19 protein-coding genes and 2 pseudogenes are annotated in these 23668 nt (G+C 62.4%); 7 read left to right on the top strand and 14 right to left on the bottom strand.

Annotated features, from left to right (window positions below; translation table 11 throughout):
• Positions 1–28: 28 nt before the first annotated feature.
• Positions 29–402 (top strand): annotated as a pseudogene (locus tag IWX87_RS00820) (biosynthetic peptidoglycan transglycosylase); the annotation flags it as partial.
• 139 nt (positions 403–541) lie between these two features.
• The gene (locus tag IWX87_RS00815) at positions 542–1702 is read left to right on the top strand and encodes an alpha-hydroxy acid oxidase (RefSeq protein WP_196861603.1); all 1161 of its coding nucleotides are present in this window, start codon (positions 542–544) and stop codon (positions 1700–1702) included.
• Positions 1703–1736: 34 nt separating this feature from the next.
• Here IWX87_RS00815 and IWX87_RS00810 read toward each other — a convergent pair whose 3' ends face one another.
• Both IWX87_RS00810 and IWX87_RS00805 read right to left on the bottom strand, forming a co-directional pair.
• Complete coding sequence (locus IWX87_RS00810; protein WP_196861829.1) at positions 1737–2558, bottom strand: alpha/beta fold hydrolase; 822 nt, start codon at positions 2556–2558, stop codon at positions 1737–1739.
• A gap of 185 nt (positions 2559–2743) precedes the next feature.
• Positions 2744–3742 carry a tripartite tricarboxylate transporter substrate binding protein gene (locus IWX87_RS00805; RefSeq protein ID WP_280757368.1) on the bottom strand — a complete coding sequence of 333 codons (999 nt, stop codon included), beginning with the start codon at positions 3740–3742 and terminating at the stop codon, positions 2744–2746.
• A 448-nt stretch (positions 3743–4190) separates the two neighbouring features.
• Between IWX87_RS00805 and IWX87_RS00800 the strand changes: the two genes are divergently transcribed.
• The 3 genes from IWX87_RS00800 (at position 4191) to IWX87_RS00790 (ending at position 6754) form a co-directional block, all read left to right on the top strand.
• The gene (locus tag IWX87_RS00800) at positions 4191–5393 is read left to right on the top strand and encodes a DNA polymerase IV (RefSeq protein ID WP_196861827.1); all 1203 of its coding nucleotides are present in this window, start codon (positions 4191–4193) and stop codon (positions 5391–5393) included.
• 15 nt (positions 5394–5408) lie between these two features.
• A complete protein-coding gene (locus tag IWX87_RS00795) occupies positions 5409–5636 on the top strand; it encodes a hypothetical protein (RefSeq protein WP_196861602.1) in 228 nt (75 codons plus the stop codon).
• 167 nt (positions 5637–5803) lie between these two features.
• Positions 5804–6754: a ZIP family metal transporter gene (locus IWX87_RS00790; RefSeq protein WP_231374279.1), complete on the top strand. Its 951-nt coding sequence runs from the start codon at positions 5804–5806 to the stop codon at positions 6752–6754.
• Between the two features lie 107 nt (positions 6755–6861).
• On the opposite strand, the gene IWX87_RS00785 is transcribed toward IWX87_RS00790, so the two are convergent.
• A complete protein-coding gene (locus tag IWX87_RS00785; protein WP_196861601.1) occupies positions 6862–7239 on the bottom strand; it encodes a hypothetical protein in 378 nt (125 codons plus the stop codon).
• Positions 7240–7443: 204 nt separating this feature from the next.
• Positions 7444–11418, bottom strand: a complete 3975-nt coding sequence (locus IWX87_RS00780) for an NAD(P)-binding protein (RefSeq protein WP_231374278.1) — start codon at positions 11416–11418, stop codon at positions 7444–7446.
• Positions 11419–11735: 317 nt separating this feature from the next.
• On the opposite strand from IWX87_RS00780, the pseudogene IWX87_RS00775 reads away from it, so the two are divergent.
• A pseudogene (locus IWX87_RS00775) lies at positions 11736–12173 on the top strand (enoyl-CoA hydratase-related protein); the annotation flags it as partial.
• A 52-nt stretch (positions 12174–12225) separates the two neighbouring features.
• Here the strand turns inward: IWX87_RS00775 and IWX87_RS00770 are convergent.
• From IWX87_RS00770 to yaaA, 7 genes are all read right to left on the bottom strand, one after another.
• Entirely contained in the window at positions 12226–13476 is a 1251-nt protein-coding gene (locus IWX87_RS00770; RefSeq protein ID WP_196861600.1) for a HupE/UreJ family protein, read from the bottom strand.
• A complete protein-coding gene (locus IWX87_RS00765) occupies positions 13476–14669 on the bottom strand; it encodes a hypothetical protein (protein WP_196861599.1) in 1194 nt (397 codons plus the stop codon). The genes IWX87_RS00770 and IWX87_RS00765 overlap by 1 nt, the downstream gene beginning before the upstream one ends.
• 126 nt (positions 14670–14795) lie before the next feature.
• Positions 14796–15047: a hypothetical protein gene (locus IWX87_RS00760; RefSeq protein ID WP_196861598.1), complete on the bottom strand. Its 252-nt coding sequence runs from the start codon at positions 15045–15047 to the stop codon at positions 14796–14798.
• 25 nt (positions 15048–15072) lie between these two features.
• On the bottom strand, positions 15073–16602 hold the full coding sequence (locus IWX87_RS00755; protein WP_196861597.1) for a DUF4331 domain-containing protein: 1530 nt from the start codon (positions 16600–16602) through the stop codon (positions 15073–15075).
• A gap of 343 nt (positions 16603–16945) precedes the next feature.
• Positions 16946–17791, bottom strand: a complete 846-nt coding sequence (gene queF, locus IWX87_RS00750) for an NADPH-dependent 7-cyano-7-deazaguanine reductase QueF (RefSeq protein WP_196861596.1) — start codon at positions 17789–17791, stop codon at positions 16946–16948.
• Positions 17778–18716: an alpha/beta fold hydrolase gene (locus IWX87_RS00745; RefSeq protein WP_196861595.1), complete on the bottom strand. Its 939-nt coding sequence runs from the start codon at positions 18714–18716 to the stop codon at positions 17778–17780. The genes queF and IWX87_RS00745 overlap by 14 nt, the downstream gene beginning before the upstream one ends.
• A 691-nt stretch (positions 18717–19407) precedes the next feature.
• On the bottom strand, positions 19408–20184 hold the full coding sequence (yaaA, locus tag IWX87_RS00740) for a peroxide stress protein YaaA (RefSeq protein ID WP_196861594.1): 777 nt from the start codon (positions 20182–20184) through the stop codon (positions 19408–19410).
• Positions 20185–20772: 588 nt separating this feature from the next.
• On the opposite strand from yaaA, the gene IWX87_RS00735 reads away from it, so the two are divergent.
• Positions 20773–21537 (top strand): DUF2189 domain-containing protein, encoded by a 765-nt coding sequence (locus IWX87_RS00735; protein WP_231374433.1) that lies wholly within the window; start codon positions 20773–20775, stop codon positions 21535–21537.
• 38 nt (positions 21538–21575) lie between these two features.
• On the opposite strand, the gene IWX87_RS00730 is transcribed toward IWX87_RS00735, so the two are convergent.
• The 3 genes from IWX87_RS00730 to dcd form a co-directional block, all read right to left on the bottom strand.
• Positions 21576–22289, bottom strand: coding sequence for a heme-binding protein (locus IWX87_RS00730; RefSeq protein WP_231374277.1), 714 nt, complete (start codon positions 22287–22289; stop codon positions 21576–21578).
• A complete protein-coding gene (locus IWX87_RS00725) occupies positions 22286–22507 on the bottom strand; it encodes a TIGR02450 family Trp-rich protein (RefSeq protein ID WP_196861592.1) in 222 nt (73 codons plus the stop codon). Before IWX87_RS00725 ends, IWX87_RS00730 begins: the two co-directional genes overlap by 4 nt.
• Before the next feature lie 230 nt (positions 22508–22737).
• Entirely contained in the window at positions 22738–23310 is a 573-nt protein-coding gene (gene dcd / locus IWX87_RS00720) for a dCTP deaminase (protein ID WP_029523828.1), read from the bottom strand.
• Positions 23311–23668 lie beyond the last annotated feature (358 nt).

Here is a 23668-nt window from a genome sequence, read left to right as displayed (position 1 = left end):
CTGAGGCTTGCCTGGCGCCAAGCACTGCCAGCGCGTGCATACCGATGCCAGCGTGCGGCGCGGGCAGTGGGTCGCCCAGGCCGACATCTCGCCGGCCTTGCGCAGGGCGCTGGTGCCGAGTGAAGACAAGCGGTTTTACGAATACAGCGGCGTGGACTGGCAGGCGGTGTCCAGTGCAGGGTGGGCCAACCTGTGGGACACGAAAACGCCGGGCGCGTCCACGCTGAACATGCAGCTGGCAAGGACCAGATTCTGGAGGCTTACCTGAAGCTGGTGCCGTTTCGCGGCGAGCTGGTCGGCATCGGCTCACTCAGCCGCACGCTGTTCGGCAAGGCGGCGAACGGGCTAAAAGTGCGCGGCGCCGGTTTGCGCCGAGCCAGGGCATCAGCGCCTTCCAAAAGAAGGAACTGACCTATGCGCCTGCAGCGCTGCAACGCTGTGCCAACTGCGGCGCTGTTGAAATAAATTTACCAGGCAAAAAAATTATTCACTCGCCAGAAACGCGCAAACCGCTAGCATCAGTTGCTTCAGGAGACAACCCATGACCGTGATCACCAACATCGAAGACCTGCGCGTGCTGGCGCAAAAACGCGTTCCCCGCATGTTCTACGACTACGCCGACTCAGGCTCGTGGACCGAAGGCACCTACCGCGCCAATGAGACTGATTTTCAGAAGATCAAGCTGCGCCAGCGCGTCGCGGTGAACATGGAAAACCGCTCGACAGCGACAAAAATGGTTGGCATCGACGTGAAGATGCCGGTGGCGATTGCGCCTGTCGGCCTGACCGGCATGCAGCATGCCGACGGCGAGATCAAGGCGGCCCGGGCGGCTGAAAAGTTCGGCATTCCCTTCATCCTCTCGACCATGAGCATCTGCTCGATCGAGGACATCGCCGCCCACACGCAGCGCCCTTTCTGGTTCCAGCTCTACATGATGCGCGACCGCGAGGCCATGGCCGCGATGATCGAGCGCACCCGCAAGGCCGGCTGCAACGCGCTGGTGCTGACGCTGGACCTGCAGGTCATCGGCCAGCGCCACAAGGATTTGAAAAATGGCCTGACGGCGCCGCCAAAACCGACGCTGGCCAACATCATCAACCTGATGACCAAGCCGCGCTGGTGCCTGGGCATGGCGGGCACGCGCCGCCGCACTTTTGGCAACCTGGTCGGCCACGTCAAGGGCGTGAGCGACATGAATTCGCTGTCCGCCTGGACCAACGAACAGTTCGACCCGCGCCTGTCGTGGGCCGACATCGCCTGGGTCAAGGAAAAATGGGGCGGAAAGCTGATCCTCAAAGGCATTCAGGATGTCGAAGACGCCCGGCTGGCGGTGCAAAGCGGTGCCGACGCCATTGTCGTCAGCAACCATGGTGGCCGCCAGCTTGACGGCGCACCGTCAAGCATTTCAGCGCTGCCGGAGATCGTCGAGGCCGTTGGTTCGGAGATTGAGGTGTGGATGGACGGCGGCATCCGTTCCGGCCAGGACGTGCTCAAGGCCTGGGCGCTGGGCGCGCGCGGCACGCTGATTGGCCGCGCCATGGTGTACGGCCTGGGCGCCATGGGCGAGGCCGGCGTGACCAAGGCGCTGCAGATCATCCACAAGGAACTCGACATCACCATGGCCTTTTGCGGCCACACCGACATCAACACAGTGGACAAGAGCATCTTGCTGCCCGGCACATACGATTTCAGGAATTCCTGATTGCAGCCTGGCAAGGCTGCGTCCTTTTTACAGCTTAGCCTTTCAGGAAGTCGAGCAGATCGCGCGTCACGCGGTCTTTTTCAGTCACCAGCAGGCCATGCGGCGCGCCGTCATATTCCAGCAGGGTTGAGCCGGCAATGCCCTTGGCTGCGGCCCGGCCGGCAGCGTCAATCGGCACCGTGTTGTCGCCAGTGCCGTGGATGATCAGCGTCGGCACCTTAAACGCCGCCAGGTCCGGGCGGAAGTCGGTGGTGGCGAAGGCGGCCGCGCAGGCCAGCGTGGCTTTCAGGCTCGCCTGCATGGCCACTTGGCGCGACCAGTCGATGACTTCGTCGCTGACCGGGCTGGACAACATGCCGACGCCATAAAAATCTTCAAAAAACGTGCCGAAGAACTCGGCGCGGTCTTCCTTCATGCCAGCGGTCATCTTGTCGAACACCGACATGGGCGTGCCCTTGGGGTTGTCGTCGGTTTTCAGCATGAAGGGCACGACCGACGACACCAGCACCGCCTTGGCCACTGACTTGCCGCCATGGCGCGACATGTAGCGCGCCACCTCGCCGCCGCCCATCGAAAAGCCGGCCAGCACCGCATCATGCGCGCCGGTCTGCTCGATCACGGCGGCCAGGTCGTCGGCCAGTGTGTCGTAGTCGTAGCCGCTCCAGGGCTGCGATGAACGGCCGAAACCCCGGCGGTCGTAGGCGATGGCGCGGTAGCCGGCGTCGGCCAGCGCCATGGCATGGTCGTCCCAGCTGTCGGCCGACAGCGGCCAGCCATGCAGCAAGATGACCGGCTGGCCGCTGCCCCAGTCCTTGACGTACAACTCGGTCTTGTCGGCGGTGGTGACGGTGTTCATGGCGACGCGCTCCTTGAAATGGGTTGAAATATCCATTCTGCAAACATGCGCCTGTCGGTGGTGTCGGTGAAAGCGGCCGCTGGCTGTCAGTCTGCGTCGTCAGGAATCCAGGCACACATGCAGCGCTGGCCGATGGGACAGGCGCGTACCCGGCAAGCGCGCTGGCATGTCAGGGCTGCCTCCCCTCAGTCAAGCGACAGGTGGCGTTCGCGGATCAGCTTGTGCCAGAACTTCTTTTCACTCGCGATGAAACTGGCCAGCTGCGGTCCGTCGGACGGCGTCACGTCCAGGCCAAACTCTTCCAGCCGGGTCTTGACTTCAGGCACCAGGATGGCTTTTTGCATCTCGGCCGACAGCAGCGCTGCAATGTCGGGCGGCGTGCCTTTGGGAACAAACAGTCCCTGCCAGGCGACAGCCGCGAAATCCGGCACGCCGGACTCGGCCAGCGTCGGCACGTTGGGCAATGCGGCAATCCGCTGGGGCGACAGCACCGCCAGCGCGCGCACCTTGCCGGCGCGGATCTGCGCCAGGCCGCCGGCGGTGTCGACAATCATCATAGGCAGTTGCCCGCCCATCACGTCCTGGATCGCCATGGCCGTGCCCCGGTAGGGCACATGCACGATGTAGCTGCCGGTGCGCTCCTTGATCAGTTCCATCGCCAGGTGGTGCGGGCTGCCCGCGCCGGGCGAGGCATAGCTGTACATGCCCGGCGAGCGCTTGACCGCCGCCAGCCACTGGCGCGCGCTGGTGAACGGGCTGTCGGGATTGACCACCAGGATCAGCGGAAACCCCGCCATGTAGCCCAGCGGCGTGAAGTCGTCGGGGCTGTAGGGCAGCTTCTTGTACAGCGCGGTGTTCAGCACCATGGCGCCGTTGTCGCCCGTCACCAGGGTGTAGCCGTCGGCGGTCGCCTTGGACGCCGCGTCGGTGCCGATGATGCCGGCCGCGCCGGGGCGGTTGTCGATGATGATGGACTGGCCGAGTTGCTTGCCCATCTGCACCGACAGATGGCGCGCCAGAAAATCCTGGCCACCGCCAGCCGGATAGGCAACGATCCAGCGGATCGTCTTGGCGGGCCAGGCTTTTTGCGCCAGTGCCTGCGGGCTGGCCAGGGCCAGTGCGGCGGCCGCACCCAGGGTGGTGTGGAGCATGGAACGGCGGGACAAAGCAACAGGAATGGTCACGAAAATACCTCTTGGGAAGTTCAACAATGGGGCGCACTGCCCGGGCCAACAAGCGCCGGCACACCGCGCAATTTGCGTGCCGTGATTGTGGCCCGCGCACACCCGATGGAACCGACAACGCCTGCCGCGCGGGATTTTTTAGAGCCGGTTTTTTATATTAAAACCAGCCTTGGCGCAGGCTGGTCATGCCAAAGCAGCTATTAAATAAATAGCATTTGACAAAAACAAGCTATCCGTCGACAGGGCCGGTTATTTTCCTTCCCGAAGAAATTTCCCTTTGGCGGCAAGGTGATGCCAACGCCTGAAAAGAGAAAATCCTGCAGTACACGCCTACTGGGTAGCGCAGGCGCATTGTGGCGGCAAGCCATGCCCGAAGCGCGGCACAATCCTGTCTGTGACCTCCGAGCCAGCCCCAAACGCCCTGCCCCGGCGCATTGCCCACCTCGACATGGATGCTTTTTTTGCATCGGTCGAGTTGCTGCGCTATCCGCAGCTCAAGGGCCTGCCGGTGGTGATCGGGGGCGGGCGGCGCACGGTCGATCAAGCGCTGATGGCCCAGCATGGCGAGCGGGCGCTGCGCTTTATTCCGGTGGCTGAATTCCCCTTGCTCAAGGACTACGTGGGCCGGGGCGTCATCACCACCGCCACCTACCCGGCGCGGCAGTTTGGCGTGGGTTCGGCCATGGGCATGATGAAGGCCGCCCGGCTGTGTCCGCAGGCCATCGTGCTGCCGGTCGATTTCGACGAGATTCGCCGCTTTTCGCGCCTCTTTAAAAGCACGATTGCCGAGATCGCGCCGCTGATGCAGGACCGGGGCATCGACGAGGTGTACATCGACTTCACCGACGTGCCCGGCGGTCAGCGGGAGGGGGGACGGGCGCTGGCCCGGCTGATCCAGCGGGCGATCTTTGAAAAAACCGGCCTCACCTGCTCCATCGGCGTGGCGCCGAACAAGCTGCTGGCCAAGATGGCCAGCGAGTTCGACAAGCCCAACGGCATTTCGATTGTCCAGGCGGCCGATGTGCAAAGCCGCATCTGGCCGCTCAACGTGCGCAAGATCAATGGCATTGGTCCCAAGTCGGGTGAAAAATTGACGCGCCTGGGCATCCAGACCATCGGCGAGCTGGCTGCGCAGGACCGGCAGTTTTTGATGGGCCAGTTTGGCAAGGCCAGCGGCGCCTGGATGATTGAAGCGGCCTGGGGCCGCGACGACAGCCCGGTGGTCACCGAGAGCGAGCCGGTCAGCATGAGCCGTGAAACCACTTTCGCGCGCGATTTGCATGCGGTACGGGACAAAGCCGAACTCGGCGCGATTTTTACCCGGCTGTGCGAGCAGCTGGCGGCCGACCTGCAGCGCAAGGGCTATGTCGCCAAGACCATCGGCATCAAGCTGCGCTATGAAGACTTCCGGATTGCCACGCGCGACCAGACGGTACCGGCGTACACCGACGACGCCCGGACCATTCGCCAGATCGCCGGCCAGTGCCTCAAGCGCGTACCGCTCGACCAGCGGCTGCGACTGCTGGGCGTTCGGGCCAGCGCGCTGGCCAAGGCGGGTCTAGTGCCTTTTGATAATGAAAACAGTGCTTTTGCGCAGACTGCGCAGGCACAGGCAGCTATTGAAAAAATAGCAAACTACCAACTTTTCTAATGGGAAGAGTGCGCCATGCGCGGCAAAATGCAGCAAGCTGGCGGCGATGCGGTAAAAGGGACGCACTGGTCGGGCAAGCCCTGGAAATCAGAATGTCAGGCCGTGTGGCGCACCAAGCTGCATCCATTTTTTTGCCCACGCAATCAGACGATGCAGGCCTACGCTGCCGATGCAAAGATGATATTTAAGATTGGCGGCTGGCCGTCAAACGCATGCACTGGACCTTGGCGCGCGCTGGTTTAGGGGTGAGAGCCAGTACGCCGACCCACAATGCCTGGTTGCGCTTTAATCAAAAAAAGACGCTTCTTCCGCTCGCACAAATTGCCACCTCAGCTAACGGACACACAGCAAGCCATCGGCTTTTTTCAAACCTTTCAAAAATTTTTTTATTGATTGACAATCCCGAAATCATGTCAAGCCAAGATGACCCTGCTGCTGCCTGCAGCGTTGAACACCGCGCTGATCGCGGCATTGATCCGCAGGCTGCCCGCCGCCGCTTTCCTTGGCGCCGCCTGGTGGGCCTGGCTATTTTCCTGGGCGGCGCCGCAGTGCTGGTGTCCGGAATTTTTCGCATGCTTCCGCTGGACGATCCGCGCATGCGAGGCGCGCTGATCGGCGGCGGCATGGCGGCGCTGGCAACCGCACTGGGCACGCTGCCGGTGCTGCTGTCGCACCAGTTTTCTCAGCGCACCTATGACACGCTGCTGGGCTTTGGCGCCGGCGTGATGCTGGCGGCCAGTTCGTTTTCGCTGATCATTCCTGCGCTGGCCAGCGCCCGTTTGCAAGGCGCCAGTGCCTGGGGGGCCGGCGGCATCGTCGGGGCGGGCATCATGGCCGGCGCGCTGTTTTTGATGCTGGTGGACCGCCTGGTGCCGCATGAGCATTTCATCAAGGGGCGCGAAGGCCGGGAGGCACGCGCCCTGAAGCGCGTGTGGCTGTTCGTGTTGGCCATCGGCCTGCACAATCTGCCAGAAGGCCTGGCCATCGGCGTGGCTTTTGCCGGCACCGACCCGGTGGCCGCGCTGGCGCTGGCCACCGGCATTTCCATACAGGACGTGCCGGAAGGCATGGTGGTGGCACTGGCACTGCGCGGCGTCGGCTATGGCCGCTGGCACTCGGCGGGCATCGGCATGCTGTCGGGACTGGTCGAGCCGGTGGCGGCGGTGCTGGGCGTGGCGGTGATCAGCTTGTCAGCCAGCCTGCTGCCCTGGGGACTGGCCGCCGCTGCAGGCGCCATGCTGTATGTCATCAGCCACGAGATCATTCCCGAGTCGCACCGGGAGGGCCATGAAACCTTTGCAACAGGCGGCTTGATGGTCGGCTTCGTGATCATGATGCTGCTGGATACCGCGCTGTCCTGAAGCACTGCCACAGCAGAAAAAGAAAATCCCCGGAACACCAGGCTTTGCTGGAAATGCCACCGGGAAAATTATTGGTGTGTCAGATCATGTCATGTTGAAAGACCGCTTCACTTGCGGTCGGTGCGGGCGCGGTGTTTCTTCTTGGCAGCGCCTTTGCCGCGGGTGGTACCGGTGCCGGCCTTGCTGGCGCTGTTATTGGCCATGCTGGCCCCTGAGCGCGAGCCAGATCCGGAACCCGTAGCGGCTGCGCCAGCCGTGCCCTGCGTTGCGGTTGCGCCTGAAGTGCCAGCAGCGCCGGAAGTCCCGGCGGCACCCGGCGCGGCACCCATGCCAGCAGCCCCGCCAATGCCTGTCGCGCCGGTGCCGGTGGTGCTGCCAGGGGTAGTGCTGGTAGCCGCAGCACCGGTTTGTGCCTGGGCCAGCCCGATGCTGCCAACCAGTGCGGCCACTGCCAGGGCGGTGGCCACGGTGTTGAATAGCTTCATGATGAGTCTCCTTGAAAGTCCAGCTTCTTGATGAAGCCGCCAGATGAATGAACCAAGCCGACAGATTTGTCAACTGTGTTCAATCTAGGGCCTGACCAATGCTTGCGGATCGGTCAGTGGCTGATATGGTTGTAGGAAAACCAATCGCCTTGGCTGCAACGCGTGGCGTGGGCAAGGCGATGGCGTTGTTCAGCCCTGCACTGCTTACGGCGACGGGCTGGACCCCACTGCCTTCAGGGCTGGCAGGGCGTCGGCCGCCAGTTGCCCGTTCAGTGCGTCGGCTTGGGCAGCCGCATTCCTGCCGGCCACGAAGGCATGGTCCGAGTTGTAGTATTCCCATTCACTGTAGCGGCCCGCCAGGATGATGTTGGACCGGGCCACCCAGTTGCGGATGGTTTCGACATGCGCGGCGCGGTCATGGTCATAGACCACATAGGCGTACGGCATGTCCACCTGGTTGGCGGCCAGCACGGCGTCGTCCTCGGTGAACATGCCGACCGCGATGCACTCGCGGATGCAGCGGTCGATGAGATCCTGACCGTCGCACGGCAATGGCTTGTATTCCGAATAGGTGATCTCGCAGGTCAGGCCGAAGCCGCCGGGCGCGTTGCAATGCGGGCTGGCGTTGCCCTGCACAAAGATGCGGTGGAACACCGTCTGTTCAGGGTAGTAAATCCAGTGCTTGTCGGTCAGGTTCTCCCGGCCAATGCCCAGGTTGACGCAGCGCACCGACACATGGCGCAGTCCCCTGGCTGCCGCCTGCACCGAAGGCGGCGCCTCGTCGCCCATGGCCGCAACCAGATGCGGCAGCGCCAGCGTGCTGATCAGGGTGTCGTAACGGTAGGCGCGGCCATCTTTCAGCGTCACCGTGCGGCGCGAAGGCGACACGGCGAGCACATCGGCCTGCATTTCCACATCGCCTTCAAGCAGCGGCAAGAAGCCGTCCATCAGCGCCTGAAAGCCGCCGCGCAGCGGGTAGCCAAAGCGCGCGTTCGGACCCATCGGCTTGGTCACCGGCTTCAGGGCGCCGTCGATCATTTCCTCAAGATCAGGCATCGGCACACGGCCGCCCAGCCACGAGGTTTCCATTTCACTGAGCGGCACGGCCCAGAGCTTCTTGTTGTACGGAATGGCAAAGTGCTTGGCCACGCCGGCGCCCCAGACCTTGTAGATGAATTCCTCGAAATTCTTCGGCGCTGCCGCAACTGCATGGCCTTTGGAGATCACGCCGGCAACCGGGCTGCCACTGCCCGCATGGGAAATCGTGGCAGTGGCTGCCGAAGGCGCTGAAATGGCCGTGCCGGGAAGCTCTTTTTTCAGCGGGCCGAATCGCGCTTCGATCGCGCCGATCAGGCATTCCTTGAGCACTTCGGGCGGCAGGCCGTACAGCGCGCCCTGGAACGGGTAGCGCGTGAACACCTCCTTGCTGTAAATCCAGGCTTCGCGGTTTTGCCAGTGAACGTTGTCACCGAGCAGCGTCTTGTACAGGTCCAGCACATAGGCATCGTTGGAAAACATGATGTGGCCGGCATAGTCAAAGGTAAAGCCGTTGTCCACGATCGAGCGGCACCAGCCGCCCACGGTACCGGCTTTTTCCAGCAGCAGGCTGCCTTCGCCCAGATGGTAGGACGCCGCCAGGCCGGTGGGGCCGGCGCCAATCACCACGGTGGAATAGTACCGCGCTTCGTCCTCGCCCTCCTCCTGCGCTGTGCCATTGAGCATGCGTCCCAAGGGCTGGCCGTCAAAACCCGGATCGCTTGTCACTGTAAAACCGGAATGGGCAGCCTCCTGCGCAGACACAGTCTGGCGCGGTGCCAGCGCGTCGATCTGGACACGGATGGCGTCGGCGGTGGCATCCCATGACGTGGCGGCCACGATGCTGCGCACCTGTTCGGCGCGGCTGGCCGATTCGGCCTCTGGTTCAGCCAGCAGCGCCTCGCAGGCGTGAATGAATTCCAGCGCCGTGTCGGCAATCGCCACCACATGGCCGTAAGGCTCGGCCACATCGCGAATGCGGGTGCTGACCGACGGCCTGCCAGCGGCCATGTATTCCAATGTCTTGGTCGGGCTGATGAAACGCGTGGCGTCGTTCAGCGCGAACGGCAACAGGCAGACCTCCCATCCGGCCATGAACTGCGGCAGGACTTCATAGCTTTGCTGGCCGAGCCAGTGGATGTTGCTGCGCTGCGGCAGCTTGTCTGGGTTGATCTTGACCACCGGCCCGACCATGACAATCTGCCACTCGGGATGCATGTCGGCCATGGCGGCAATCAGGTCCAGGTCGATGCGCTCGTCGATCACGCCGCAATATCCCAGGCGCGGATGCGCCAGGCCCGCCTGCTTCGGATGGTCAGGCAAGCCGTTTTTGACAGCCGATGCGAAATGCGCGGCATCGACGCTGCTGGAAAAACAATGCACGTTGTCATGCCGCGCGCGCTTGGAACGGTACAGGCTCGGGCCACCCGTCAGCACCAGGTCGGCCATCTGGTAAAGCGCGTTTTCACGCTGGATCAACTGCCGCGGCGCGTTCATGAAGGCCGACAACTCGTCCATGCAGTCGTAGATCACCGCGCCTGGCTGCAGCTCGGCGGCCAGCGGCAATGCCATCGGGGTGTAGAACCAGATCAGGTAATCGTCGATTTCCTCGTCGCGCAGGTAGTCGGCCAACTGGCTTTGCAGCGCCGGCAGGTGGTCGTCATGAAAACCCGGAATGCTGCTGGTCACGTGCGGGCGCAGCACCTCGATATTGGCAGCGGGCGACAGCCGCTCCAGAAAATCACGGCCATTGGGAACCGGTTCTTCCATGAAGACGATACGGTAATGCTGCGCCAGGCGTGAGAGCAGGTGCTGTGGCCGTTGGTAGACAAAGTTCCAGCGCAGGTGTGAAAAAACAATAATGGTCTGCATGTCGCGTCCTCGATAGTTGATAAATTGGCTGGTGCTGGAAACGTCCGCTTGAGGCTGAGGACCGCCGGGCAAATGGCGCTGCCAGCGCCGCAGTTGCTCGGCATAGGGTTCGCACAACATACGGGTTGACAGGGCTGGGTCGTCCCCCGGCAATGGCGGCTGCACATCCCACAGCCCGCTGCGGTGCCAGTGTGAAAAGTCGTCCCAGCCGTGCCGGTCAATCGCCGGGTACAGGCAGATGCCCTCAATCGGCAAGCCGCGCGCCCGGGACACGCTGACTTCCCGCGCCACGTCGTCAAGCCACTGGCCGCGGCCGTCACCGACATGGCTGGTTTCGGCCAGCAGCATCGGCGCGCGGTAGCGCTGCCAGACCGAATCGAGCAGTTCGCTGAGCGGCTTGCGACGCGGGTCGCGCAGGTGCCAGTGCAGGGGATCGTCGGCCTGTCCCTGGCCGGTCCACTGGTTGTCGTGGTAATAGTTGATGCCGACGATGTCGAGGTGCCGGGGCGAGCCGCCCAGTTGCGGCTCGGTGCGACCAGACAGCATGTCCCAGGCTTCAAAGGCGCCGTCACTTTGCCGGCGCGCCGCTTCCAGCACTTCAGGAGGCGAATCACCGGGTGCCGTGACATGAATCAACGGGTCGCCGTGCATGAAACGCGCCTGCGGGTCCACGCTGCCAATCGCATTGCAGGCCTGCAGCGCGGCACGCACCAGCTGGATTTTCACCGCCTGCCCGTCACCCGAAAAAAGCGTGCGCCGGGCATGCTGCATCAGTCCGGTCGATGACAGCGCCCAGGACAAAAAGGAAATCTCGTTGACCGGCTGGTAGAAATGCCGGCCGCTGGACACACTGCACAGGGTGCGAGCCACCCTTTCGCTAAAGGCCGAAAAACGCGCGGCAAACGACGGCGACAGCAGGTCAATGTCGGCAGGCCAGCCATAGTGCATCAAAGTCCAGATCACCTCGATGCCATGCTGCTGCGCCAGTTCGGCATGCCGGCGCAAGCGCGTAAAACCGGCATCCCCCTGCTGCTCGGTGATGCGCCAGCCAATGCTTTCACGCATCGTGCGAATGCCGAATCGGGCCAGCAAGGCATAGTCGGCGTCGAGCTGTTGCCAGTGGTGGTTGGCCTGGTTCATCGACAGGGGCACGCCCGCAATGTTCAGATGGTCAGCGCCTTCGTAACCGGCCATCCAGAAGGAACGAAACAGGCCTGCAGGGGTTGACGGCACGGGGCTGGTGGCGGTGTTGGACAAAGAGGCATCTGTCATGTCAACCTGTGGTGGGTATCAGCGTAAAACAGGAAGACCCTGTCAATTGGGAAAGCTTTCGAGGCAGCAGCTCTGGCGAGCCATGGCACATCAATGTAGATCTCGGACCGCAATGGCAGCACAGACCTAAAATCTCGATGCATGCCTTGCATGTCAGCCAGAAATACGCAGTCTCGTCATCATTGTTCAGTGTGCGCAGACGGCTGGCTGTAGGAAAAGCCAAGTGCGCAAGGTGCGTCCTGCACCGCGACCCGGTTCGGCTCAATGCCATGCGCTGGCAGCAAATTCTGACGTTTCGAGCGGCTTAGCCCTACAAGTGCACGACCGAATCAACCTGGCTGCAGGTGGCCGACGTCGGCACACTGCAGCGTTTGCCCAAGCTGCTGCCGCTGGCAGTGGTGAAAGAGCTGGCCTGTACCGGCCGCAAGATGGGTGCAGCCAAGGCGCTGGGCCATGGCCTGGGCAATGAGGTGCTCGACACGCCCCAAGCCCTGCTGGCCGGTGCGCTGCAATGTGCCAAAGAGATTGCCGCCAAGCCGCCCGTCGCCCTCTGGGGCACCAAGCAGGCGGTGCATTACGCCCGCGACCATTCGGTGGACAACGCGCTTAATCAGATGGGCTGGCTGCAAGGGGCGATCTGGAGCCACCAGCAGGTGCACCAAGCGGTGACGGCGGTGACGGCGATGAAGGAAAAGCGCGCCGGCAACTTTCCGGACCTCGCCGTCCTTCAATATTTCAATGAAATAGGCCTGTAGCGCATATTTAGCGGGCGCAAGCAGCTATTGATTCAATAGCTGCTTGCATCAATCAACCGACCCGCTGCCAGAACCACCAGCTGGCCAGCAGCACCAGCAGCACCGATCCGCCGCGCACCACCACATTGGCGTACCACGACCGGCCCACCAGTGCCTGCGACACCAGCACCCAGCCCAGCACGGCCATCAGCTGGCCGGCCTCGACGCCCAGGTTGAACCCGGCCAGCGCCCAGGGCAGCAGCCCGCCGGGCGCGGCGGCTTCGAGCAGCAGGCCGGCAAAACCAAAGCCGTGGACCATGCCAAACAGCAATGCCAGCACGTCAAAGCGGACCCATTTCACCGGTCGCAGGTTGAGCAGTGCGGTCACCACAATCGACAGCGCGATCGCCGGCTCCACCCACAGCGGCGAAGCCTGCGTCAAGCCAAACGTCGCCAGTATCAGGGTGATCGAATGGCCCACCGTGAAAGCCGTCACGGTGCGTAGCAACGTCATCCAGGTGGCACGGCTGGCATAGGCAGCAGCCCCGATTTCAGGATGCCCGCGCAGCAGTGCGGCGGAGGGGCTTCGCCGCAAACTCAGTTGCAGCGGCAGTACCAGCGCCAGCAGGAAAGCCAGGTGGTCGTAACCCTGCAGCAAATGGTGAACGCCCAAGCTGAAATAGTCGCGCAGCGCCGACCAGCGGTTGGAAGCGCCGGCGCTTTGTGCCTGCGCACCCGTGCCTGCCATGGCGGCATCGGTCACGCCGGGACTCAGCAACAGGCTGCCCTGCTGCGGCGACATGGTGCTGAGCAGGTCCTTGCCGCCAATGCGGCCGGCCACCAGAAGGCGATGGGTCGAATCCTGATCCTTCAGCAGCAAGTAACTGAAACGCAGGTCTTGGCCGACCGGGCAGCGGGCGGTTGCTGTAGCGCGCAGATAAACCCCGTCGCTGCGGCGTTCCAGGCCGTCGGTTTGCCAATCGAGGCGGCAGGCACCCGGCGCGCCAGCGGGCACGTCAAGCCGGGCCTGCTGGTTGAACAAAGCCAGCGCTTGTGGCGTGGCGGCCTTGACTTCGCCCCAGGTCACGCGGCCGTCAGCGTTCCCATCCATCGGCACGACCAGGTCCAGGTCCCGAATCGCCACCGCCAGCACAAACCTCAGGTCGCGCAGCGTTCCAGCGCTTTCGGCACCTGTGGCGTCAGATTGCTGCACCTCAAGGTAAGCATCACTGCCCTTGTGCGCCTGTGCGGGACTCCAGGCCAGACCCATCGCCAACACCAGCAACCAGCCGGTTTGCATCAGGGGGCGAAGCAGCGCCCGCATCATTTCGCAGCCTTGGCCGTGGCGGCGATGGCCGCCAGCCGCACATCATGCAAACCGGCCGCCTGAATGGCGCTGCCAATTTCTGCCATCGCTTGCTGGTCATTGGCCTGCCTGGCGCTTTGCAGCGCGACCCACCAGTCCAGCGGCTCGCGCTGCAGCTGAAGATTGCGCCTGGCCAATGGCAGCGCACTGGCTGCATCGCCATCCAGCCACAAAGCGGCCAGCGCCAGTTCGCGCCCATGCAGCGTCGTGTCGTCGCCGCGCCGCGCCAGCTCGTCCATGCGCGACTGCAGCACTTGGCGCCCGGCCGTCCAGCGTGCATCCCCCAGACGCTTCCAGGCGGTGGCCTGGCGAAGCACGACGGCATCGGTTTCTGGCAACGGCGTGAGCAGCTTGAGCGCCTGGGCCGTCTTGCCGGTGCGCAGCAGCAGATCGCTGTAGGCGATGGCGGTGTAAAGGTCGTGTTCGGCTGCCAGGCTGCGGGTGTAGGCGTCGGCGGCTGCTACATCCCGCCCCGCGCGTTCGTCGCTTTCCGCTTGCAGTGACAACAACCAGCTGCGCTGGCTGGCGTTGGCTGCCCGGTCAATCAATGCCTGAAAATCCTGCCCCGCCTTCGGGTTCTGGCCCTGCAGCGATCTGGTTTCCAGGCGGCAGGCCTGGGCGTACAGCGCCTGACCGGCGCGTTCCACCGCATCGCAGGCGGCCAGCGACTCGGCGTAACGGGACGACAGGCGTTCCAGCGACGCCAGGTTCAGCCAGCCCTGCGCATGGCCGGGCGTGCGCGCCAGTGCTGCCGTGAGCACCTTTCGCGACGCTGCAAATTCGTGTCGGCCCTGCTGCACCGTGGCCTGCAAAACAGCCAGATCGGCGGGTGCGTCAGGCCGGTCCCACCACGGGGCCAAAATAGCCTGGGCGCGGCCCCAATACCGGGTGTCGCCGGTTTGCCGGGCCACGCCAATGTCTTCCCGGGCCTGCGCCGCAGCCGCTGCCGGATCACTGGCCGGCACGCTGGTTGCCGACGCTGTGGTTGTTTGCGCCGGGCGGTTGCGGGTTATGGCCGGCAGGACTTCCAGAACTTCATCGTCCCGTGCGGGCTGCACGGCAGTCGCCGCCACGGCATTGAGCTGTACCGCCAGCAGCAGACCTGCCAGCGCTATCAGTTTGGAAAAACGGTGCATCTTGAGTGCTTTCATCGGAGCGGCCATCAGGTGCGGCACGTCGGCCTACAAGCCGGGGCGCTGCCATCAACCTGAAAAATTACGAAAAAATGGCCCGGCAATCGAGGTATCTCGACTGCCGGGCCACGTCACCCCTTGCGGTTACTGCACGGGTGCCGGATCGGCGTTGTTGTCAACCGCCAGTGTCAGCGGGTTGATGTCGACCGGCACGGTATTCTCGCCATTGCTGGCGATCAGGTTCTGGATGAACCCCACCACGTCGGTGATGGTCTGGGCAACCGGTCCGGGCGGCTGAGCACCGGCGTCATAGCCACCCCCACTGCCACCGCAGCCGGCGAGCAGCGCGGCAGACAGTGCAGCGCCCGCCATCAGTTTTAAATTCAGCTTCAACATGATGTTTCCTTTTCAGTTGCGGTGTTTACTTGGCACCTGGCAGCGGAGTGTTCAGGTAAGGGAATACCTGCTGGAAGTCGGTTGCGCTGGCACGCACGCCGTCCACAAAGGCCACGCCGCCGGCGGGTGCATCAGCAGGCTTGCAGCCCACCTTTAACGCGTCGTTATTGCCCGTCAGCACGCACAGCGCACCCATGGCCACACGCAGCGACACGTCGACCACGTCGTCACCCAGACGGCGACCGTTCGGGAAACCTGCGTTATCGCCTGCCGCCACACCCAGGGAGTTCTGCGAAGCGGCCGGAGTGGCCGCGATGCCGGTGTTCAGGCGCAGCATCTCGGTCAGCGGACCACCCACGCCCAGGCCAGTGATGTTGGCTGGACGGTTAACCGTAGGCAAGCCGGTCAGGAAAGCGGTCATCAGGTCGGTACGCGGGAAGTTGGTCGGTGCCTTGGCACCAAACAGGCTTTCGATCAGCGCCGGCAGCGTCGGGTTGGTCACGTAATCCGCAAAGTTCGCAGCGTCGTTGAGCGGCTTGCTGCCGTTGAACTTGTCCTTGTCCTTCAGGCCGATCACCACCTCGTTGACCAGCGGCATGCCCAGACGCGACACCTGTGTCCAGGCGCCTCCGGCTTTTTCGCTCGCTTGCAGACCGGACATCGTCGCACCGTTCAGCAGACGACCCTGGCGCAGGCTGGCCGTGGTCCAGCCGCCGATGACTTTTTCGTTGCCTTGCGTCAGGCAACTGGCCGGAATTTCAAGCGCCAGCGAGGTGACGTTCTTGTCTGCCATCTCGCCGAACTTGCCGCCAGCCGAAGCATTGGCCTCGTTGGTGATGAAGGAGGCTGGTGCGTTCACCAGGTCGAAAATCACGCCCAGGTTGACCGAGAAGGCTTCCTTGCGCTGGCCGACGAACACCTTGCCGGGCAATGCGCAGCCAGGAATGTTGATGGTCTGGATGTAGGAGTTGGCATACCCTTCGTAGCTGTTGTTGGGGAAGGTCTTGGTGCCGATGTAGTCGATCGGCTTGCCAAAGGTGGTGCCACCGCCGGCGGTCTTGACAGACTCGCGGCTGCCACTGCGGCGGTCACCACGCACCACGTCCAGCGTGAAGCTTTCGGTGTAGCTCAGCGGCGCGTTGGGTGAATTGGTCACAGCACCGGCCTGGCGCAGGGGAATGGCAACATTCTTGCCGCCGATAGGCAGCGTGATGCCGTTGCCGTTGTTGGCCAGTTCGTTCTTGAACTTGAACTGGAACGTCAGGTCTTCCTTGCCATCGCCATTGTTGTCGACGTGGATTTCATACAGCGCATTCGAATCGAGTGAAAAATAGTTGGGGCCGCCGTAAGCGTCTTGCAGCGGCAGGTAGTTGGCGATCAGCGTCACGTTGCTGGCCTTGCCTGCCTCGTAGCTGTTGAACATGTAGAAATCGGTGCCATCGACCTTTGGAGCGGTGGTGATAAACGGCGCTTCGCGGTGGCTTGACGCCATGGCGCTACCGGCAGCAACCAATAACAGGCACGCCTGAGCAATGTGCCCAATTTTCATTTTCATGGTGATTCTCCTATTTGAGTACGCTACAGCGGTTGCTGCAGTGATGAGTTGTACTCGCGCAGTTGCAGCTTGGATTCAAATAAAGCCGACGAAAGCGTTTCGTCCTACAAAACTGTTCGCATCAGCGCAATTGAGACGGGCCGCTCGCGTCACCATGTGGTGCGAAAAACACGGTATCCAGTGCTGTCAGGTTTTGGCAGCAACGCGTGCAAAGCGACCCGATTGGACGGGCACAAACCGTAAAAACTGGCCCGGACAACCCACCCATCGATGAATGCCGCACACACCAGAAAAAGCAGGCCATGCGAAACCGACAGGAAAAAAACGATTTTATTGACAGCAGTTACTGCCGGGCCGTACGCACATTCGGCGGCATCGCCTGGGGATGGCTGGTGCGAAACGGGTTGATGTCGAGCCCGCCGCGCCGGGTATAGCGCGCATACACCGTCAGCTTCACAGGCTTGCAGCGCGTCCACACGTCCATGAAGATGCGCTCGACGCATTGTTCATGGAATTCGTTGTGGTTGCGAAAGCTCACGATGTACTGCAGCAGCCCTTCCTGGTTGATCTGCGGGCCGCTGTAGCTGATGCGCACGCTGCCCCAGTCGGGCTGGCCGGTCACCAGGCAGTTGCTTTTGAGCAAATTGCTGGTCAGCACCTCGGTCACTGGTGGCTCGTCAAACACAGCGGTCAGCAGCTCGGGGGCGGGTGTGTAACGGCTGCATTCCACGTCCAGCCGGTCCAAACTCAGGCCGTCAAGTTCATGCACCGGTTCCCGGTCAAACAGCTCGGGCAGCAGCAGCCGCACGCCCACTGTTGCGGCATGGGGCGCGCCGCGCCAGGCGGCTTCGCTGATGTCGGCGCGCAGCCGCGCCTGTACGGCGGCGGCGTCGGCAAACCGGGTGTTGTTCAAACTGTTCAGGTAGAGCTTGAAGGACTTGCTCTCGACAATATTCGGCGTCTCGCAGGGCACGGTGAAATGCGCCAGCGCCAGCTGCGGCTTGCCGCGCAGGTTCAGCCAGCTCAGCTCGAACGCAGTCCACAGGTCGGCGCCGAAAAACGGCGGCGCGGCGCCTACGCCAATTTCTTCGCGCTTGGCCAGGCGCGGAATCGGAAACAGCAGCGACGCGTCGTACTGGTCCACATAGGCAGACGATTTACCCAGTTCGGAATGTTCAGGAAGGTTCATGTTGGAATGCAGGGGTTGTCGGGTTGGCCGCAACAAGGTGCGGAATCAGCAAGGCCAGCAGGCGCTCGACCACGCCGGGCGGCAGGTCATGGCCCATGCCGTCGATGCCGGCCAGGTGCGCACCCGGAATGCGGCGGGCGGTGTCTTCGGCGCAGGCGAACGGCACCAGCGGGTCGGCCTTGCCGTGGACCACCAGCGTCGGAATATTTATCAGTCTGGCAAGTTCATCGGCGCGGCTGCGATCGGCCAGCACGGCGACCATTTGCCGCAAGATGCCGTCCGGGTGCAGGCTGCGCCGGGCCGCCGTGCCCACAAGGGCTCGCCACTCGGCGTCGCTCATTGGAAAGCCGGGGCTGGCAATCGCCTTGAAGACACGCACCGAATGGTCGATGGCCGCGTCCAGTCCTTTGCCCGCAGGCCGGCTCATCAGCACGCGGGTGACCTCTGGGGAAGGCCCGGGCAGGCCCCGTGCGCTGCTCGAACTCATGACGCTGGCAAGACTCAACACGCGTGCGGGCACCAAGAGCGCCAGGCGCTGGGCAACCATGCCGCCCATGCTCGCGCCGACCACATGCGCCCGGTCGATGCCCAGCGCATCGAGCACGCCGAGCGCGTCCTGCGCCATGTCGAGCAGACTGTAGGGCGGCCTGATACGCCAGCCCAGCCGGTATTTCAGGCCGGCCCACAGCACGCCGGGCTTGCCCAGCGCATCCAGATGCTGGCTCAGCCCGGCGTCGCGGTTGTCAAAACGCACCACCCGGTAGCCCGCGTCAAGCAAGGCCTGCACCAAGGCTGGTGGCCAGGCAATCAATTGCATGCCCAGGCCCATGATGAGCAGCACGACCGGACGCGGCCGGCCCTGTGCATCGAAAGCCGTGCCGCTGTCCTCGACTTCAAGGTCAATGCCATTTGCTCTTATTTTCATAGCTTCTTGTACATATGGGTATTGCGCTTAATGGTTATTTGATCACTTTTATTGTGACGCCAGCGATGTTATTCCCGCTCTTCTGTCATCCTCTCTCTCTTCTGTCATCCCGGGCTTGACCCGGGATCCATGCATTTCTCTGTGCGCAGTCACCGAACATGGGGCCATGGATTGCGGATCAAGTCCGCAATGACAAAGAAAAATACGTCATCCCAGCCCGTGCTCTGTCGTCCCTGCCCTTGTCTCATCCCTGCCTCTTGTGTCATCCCCGCCTCTTGTGTCATCCCCGCGCTCTTTTGTCATCCCCTCTCTTCTGTCATCCCGGGCTTGACCCGGGATCCATGCATTTCTCTGTGCACAGTCACCGAACATGGGGCCATGGATTGCGGATCAAGTCCGCAATGACAAAGAAAAATACGTCATCCCCGCCCATGCTCCGTCGTCCCCGCCCTTGTCTCATCCCTGCCTCTTGTCTCATCCCTGCCTCTTGTCTCATCCCTGCCTCTTGTCTCATCCCCGCGCACTTTTGTCATCCCCTCTCTTCTGTCATCCCGGGCTTGACCCGGGATCCATGACCTCTCCCCAGCGGGGCCATGAATTGCAGACCAAATCCGCAATGACAAAGAAAAAAACAGATCATCTCGATTTCCGGCTGGATCTGAAATGAAAAGCTTTGTCATTCAGCACCCACTCAAGCACCCTGCCCGCGCCTGAACACCAGCCGGTCCACAGCCGACGCGCCAGCGTCAAAGCCATAGCCGTCCACTGCAAAACCCTTGAGCTTTTCCACCGTGGCGAGCTTGTTTTCAATAGCGTAGCGCACCATCAAACCACGAGCGCGCTTGGCCATGAAACTGATGATCTTGTAACGGTCGCCGCGCCATTCCTCGAACACGCAGGTCACGACGCGCGCCTTCAGCACTTTGCGGCTGACCGCCTTGAAATACTCCTCGCTGGCCAGATTCACGATCACCGGCGACAGCTCGGCAGCCGCGCGTTCATTCAGGTAGTCGGCAATCTGCGTGCCCCAGAACTGGTACAGGTTCTTGCCCTGCGCGGTCACCAGCGCAGTGCCCATTTCCAGCCGGTAAGGCTGCATCCAGTCCAAAGGCCGCAGCACACCGTACAAACCGCTCAAAATGCACAGGTGCTGCTGTGCCCATTCCAGTTGCGTTTCGCCCAGGGTTTTGGCGTCCAGCCCGTTATACACATCGCCATTGAAGGCGAGCGCCGCCTGCTTCGAGTTGCTGGCGGTGAACTTGGGCGACCATGCTTCGTAGCGCGCCGCATTCAGCCCGGACAGCGCATCCGAGAGCTTCATCAAGGTGGCGATTTCCTGCGGCGACTTGGCGCGCATGACGCTGATCAACTCGGTCGCCTGGCGGGTGAACAGCGGCTGGCTGTGCGGCACATGGCCAGAGGGCGTGTCGTAATCGAGGGCTTTGGCGGGGGACAGTAAAAACAGCATGGGCGAGAATCCTTTGCGCAGGATTATCGGGTAACCGACAGCCCCAGCCATGCGGGGAAATGCAGGGCTTGCTCAAGCAAATTGAACGGCAAGGCGGCAACGGCAGCGGCGTGCAGCCTTTGTCAATTGCTCTGTTTGATGGATTCCCCGGACACCCTGCGCCGACTGCGCAGCGCCCATCCCCGCGTCAAGGCGCAAGGCCCGCCTCGAAGCATCGTGCTGCATTTGCCTGCCTATAAAAAGTCGCACAGCGCCAAGCCGCCAGAAACCCGATTTTCCTGTTTTTGGCGTTCTCTCAATGGAAAATTTCATGGGGGTTTTTCACATCGTTGCCCGATGAAAGGGCCAAAGTCCAGGTGCCGATGTTTGACCTTGGGTACTTTCCTGCTGGTCAGTGCCTTGAGAACTGGTTAGGCTGACGGCCGACCTGCCTTTTCAACCAAAGCCCGCATGACCTCACCCCCTTCGCGCGACGACGCCAGCCAGCCGCCTGCAGCCCTTGGGCCCCCAGCCCCGCCTTTGCGCGACGATCTGCCGGTCATGGCCACGCCGTATGTGCCGCCGCCCCCGGTCGGGCCACAAGCCATCATGCAACCGCTTGGCCAGGGCGCGCCCTTTGCCTGGCTGGCCGCCGGATGGCGCGATCTGAAAGCACACCCTGGCATCGGCCTGTTTTACGGCCTGTGCTTCTGGCTCATGGCGGTTACGCTCGGCGCCGTGTTTCGCGCCAAGCCTGAATACACACTGACGATTGCCTCGGGCTGCCTGCTGGTCGGCCCCTTTTTGGCGCTGGGGCTGTATGAAGTCAGCCGCCGCCGCGAGCAGGGCCTCACGCCCGAACTCGGCGCATCGCTGACCTGCTGGGACAGCCATATTCGCAGCATGGGCATGCTGATTCTGGTGCTGATCGTGCTGGAGCTGCTGTGGGGCCGGGCGTCGCTGGTGGTGTTCGCGGTGTTTTTCAACACCGGCATGCCGTCGACCAGCGGTGTGCTGAATGCCGTGTTCAACCCCGACAACCGGGAATTTGTCGCCGTTTACCTGGTGGTGGGCGGAATGTTTGCGGCGCTGGTGTTTTCGACTGCCGTGGTGTCGATCCCGATGATCCTGGACCGCGACACTGACGCGATTTCAGCCGCCATCACCAGCATCCGGGTGGTGTTTTCCAGTCCTGGCGTGATGCTGCTGTGGGGGCTGGTCATCACCACACTGATCGCCATGGCGCTGCTGCCCTGGGGAGCGGGCCTGGTGGTGATTGGTCCGCTGCTTGGGCATGCAAGTTGGCATGCTTACCGGGGAACAGTGCGCTGGCAGGAAGCCGAGGCAGTGGCCAGCGACACGCTCCAAGCCTGAAACAGGCTACAGAAAAATGGCCGGTGAACGCCGGCAGTTCAGGGGTTTTTGACTTCCACCTGTATCTCGTTTCGCCGCCACATGGGCAGGGTCCACGGCGGGTCATAGCGCGCCAGCTGCGGCGCACCGACGGGCTGCAGCTGGCGCGACCGCATCCAGGTCGTCAGTTCATCGGTTTTTTGCTGCACGCTGGACGCCGTGTTCAGACCCGAATAAGCCAGCACGGCAAAGGTACGGGTGGGCAGCTCGCGCAAACTGACCGCCAGGTTGACGGGTTTGGGCAGCGTCTGCAGCGAATACTGGCTTGGCATCACAAACTGAATGCGCCACTGGGTGGCAGTCGCCATGGAAGCATCAGCGGCGACGGGTTCTGCCGTGACCGGGGCCGTCATGGCAATTTTTTCTGACCGGACCACCGGCACCAGCGTGACAGGCGCGGTCATGGCAATTTTTTCGGAGGCGTTGTCAGTGCCAGTGGCCGCCAGGGTGTTGTTGCCGAAGATGTAGTCGGCAATCAGCCTGAAGCCCTTGCCAGATGCCGCGTCCATGTCGCCATCGACCCGCGTTTCGGCCACGATGACCGGCGCATACCGACGGACTTCGTAGCTGCCGTCCTGCGTCAGGATGTCAAACTTCGGTTCTTCAACGGCCATCGCCATGCTCCCTGCAGTGATTCCGGCCATGAGTATGGCGGCAAATCGCATGGGGGCACGCCACGTCGCCAGGTTCAAGGTGAAGTCGGCGACGTTCATACCCAGCCCTGTTTCCAGATTTCGTCGTTTTGCAATTCACGCCAGAGAACGCGCTGCGTGGCGCGCGAAAAAACCGCCTCGATTTCCACCCACTGCGCGTTGTCGCCTGCCACCGGCGGTTCAATCACCTTGGTGACCAGAAAATGCTTGTCCTTTTGCATCGGCTGCACCGCCGTCCATTTGGACAGCAGGAGTTTTTTGACATTCAGGGGGTTCATGCGCGAGGCGGATGCACAGTTGTCCGGGGTTCCGCCGATGTTTCATCATCTGCGGCGTCAGGTGCTGCCTCGACTGAGGGCACGCTGGACAAGCTGGGTGCGCACATTTTCTCTCCGTCCCAGCGCTGGCCGCACCAGCACAGGCCTTCTGCATTGATCATGCAAGTGCCGGTTCCGCAGCAGCGGGTGTCGTCATTTCTCATGGGTTTTTTGCCTTTCGTGGGTGGGCTTTACGCCTTGGGCAGCGTCACGCCGACCTGGCCCTGGTATTTGCCACCCCGGTCCTTGTAGCTGACTTCGCAGACATCGTCCTTGTCGCTTTCAAAAAACAGCACCTGCGCGCAGCCTTCTCCGGCATAGATCCGGGCGGGCAATGGCGTGGTGTTGGAAAACTCCAGCGTCACGTAGCCTTCCCATTCGGGCTCAAAGGGCGTGACATTGACGATGATGCCGCAGCGCGCATAGGTGCTTTTGCCCAGACAGATGGTCAGCACATTGCGCGGGATGCGGAAATATTCGAGCGTGCGGGCCAGCGCAAAGCTGTTCGGCGGAATGATGCAGCTGTCGCCGTGCATGTCGACAAAGCTTTTTTCGTCGAAGTTCTTCGGGTCCACCACGGTGCTGTGGATGTTGGTGAAGACCTTGAACTCGGGTGCGCAGCGAATGTCGTAGCCATAGCTTGACGTGCCGTAGCTGATGATCTTGTGGCCATCGCGTTCGCGCACCTGTTTCGGCTCGAAAGGCTCGATCATGCCGGTGGTTTCAGCCATGTGGCGAATCCATTTGTCGCTCTTGATGCTCATTGTGAAGGTTCCTTGCGTTGCCGGTGATTGTAGGCATCGTCGGCTGAAAAAGCTGGCGTCTGGATGCGGTGTGGCGGCATGCCGGTTCGCTGACAGATTGCTATTATTTCAATAGCTTACTGCGCTTGTGCAATATGCGCAAAAGGCTCATTTGACCATTAATTTGCAAGCTTCACCGGACCAGCACTGCCGGACTGCGAAATCACGGTCTTTTCAATCACCCCGTCGTCGCGAGCACGATCATGGAAAACAGCAAACCGGGCAGACTGCCTGCACCGCCTGCCGGCTCCTGGCACTGCCCGGGCGACTGCAGGGCCGGGAAACAGGAGGCGATGAGCGCAAGGCTTCATCGCCTCGG

Origin of the sequence: Polaromonas sp. CG_9.7 (assembly GCF_015752205.1) — a bacterium.
Lineage (GTDB): Bacteria > Pseudomonadota > Gammaproteobacteria > Burkholderiales > Burkholderiaceae_C > Polaromonas.
Note: the sequence above shows the minus strand (reverse complement) of the source record. Positions and strands in the feature narration are given on the sequence as shown.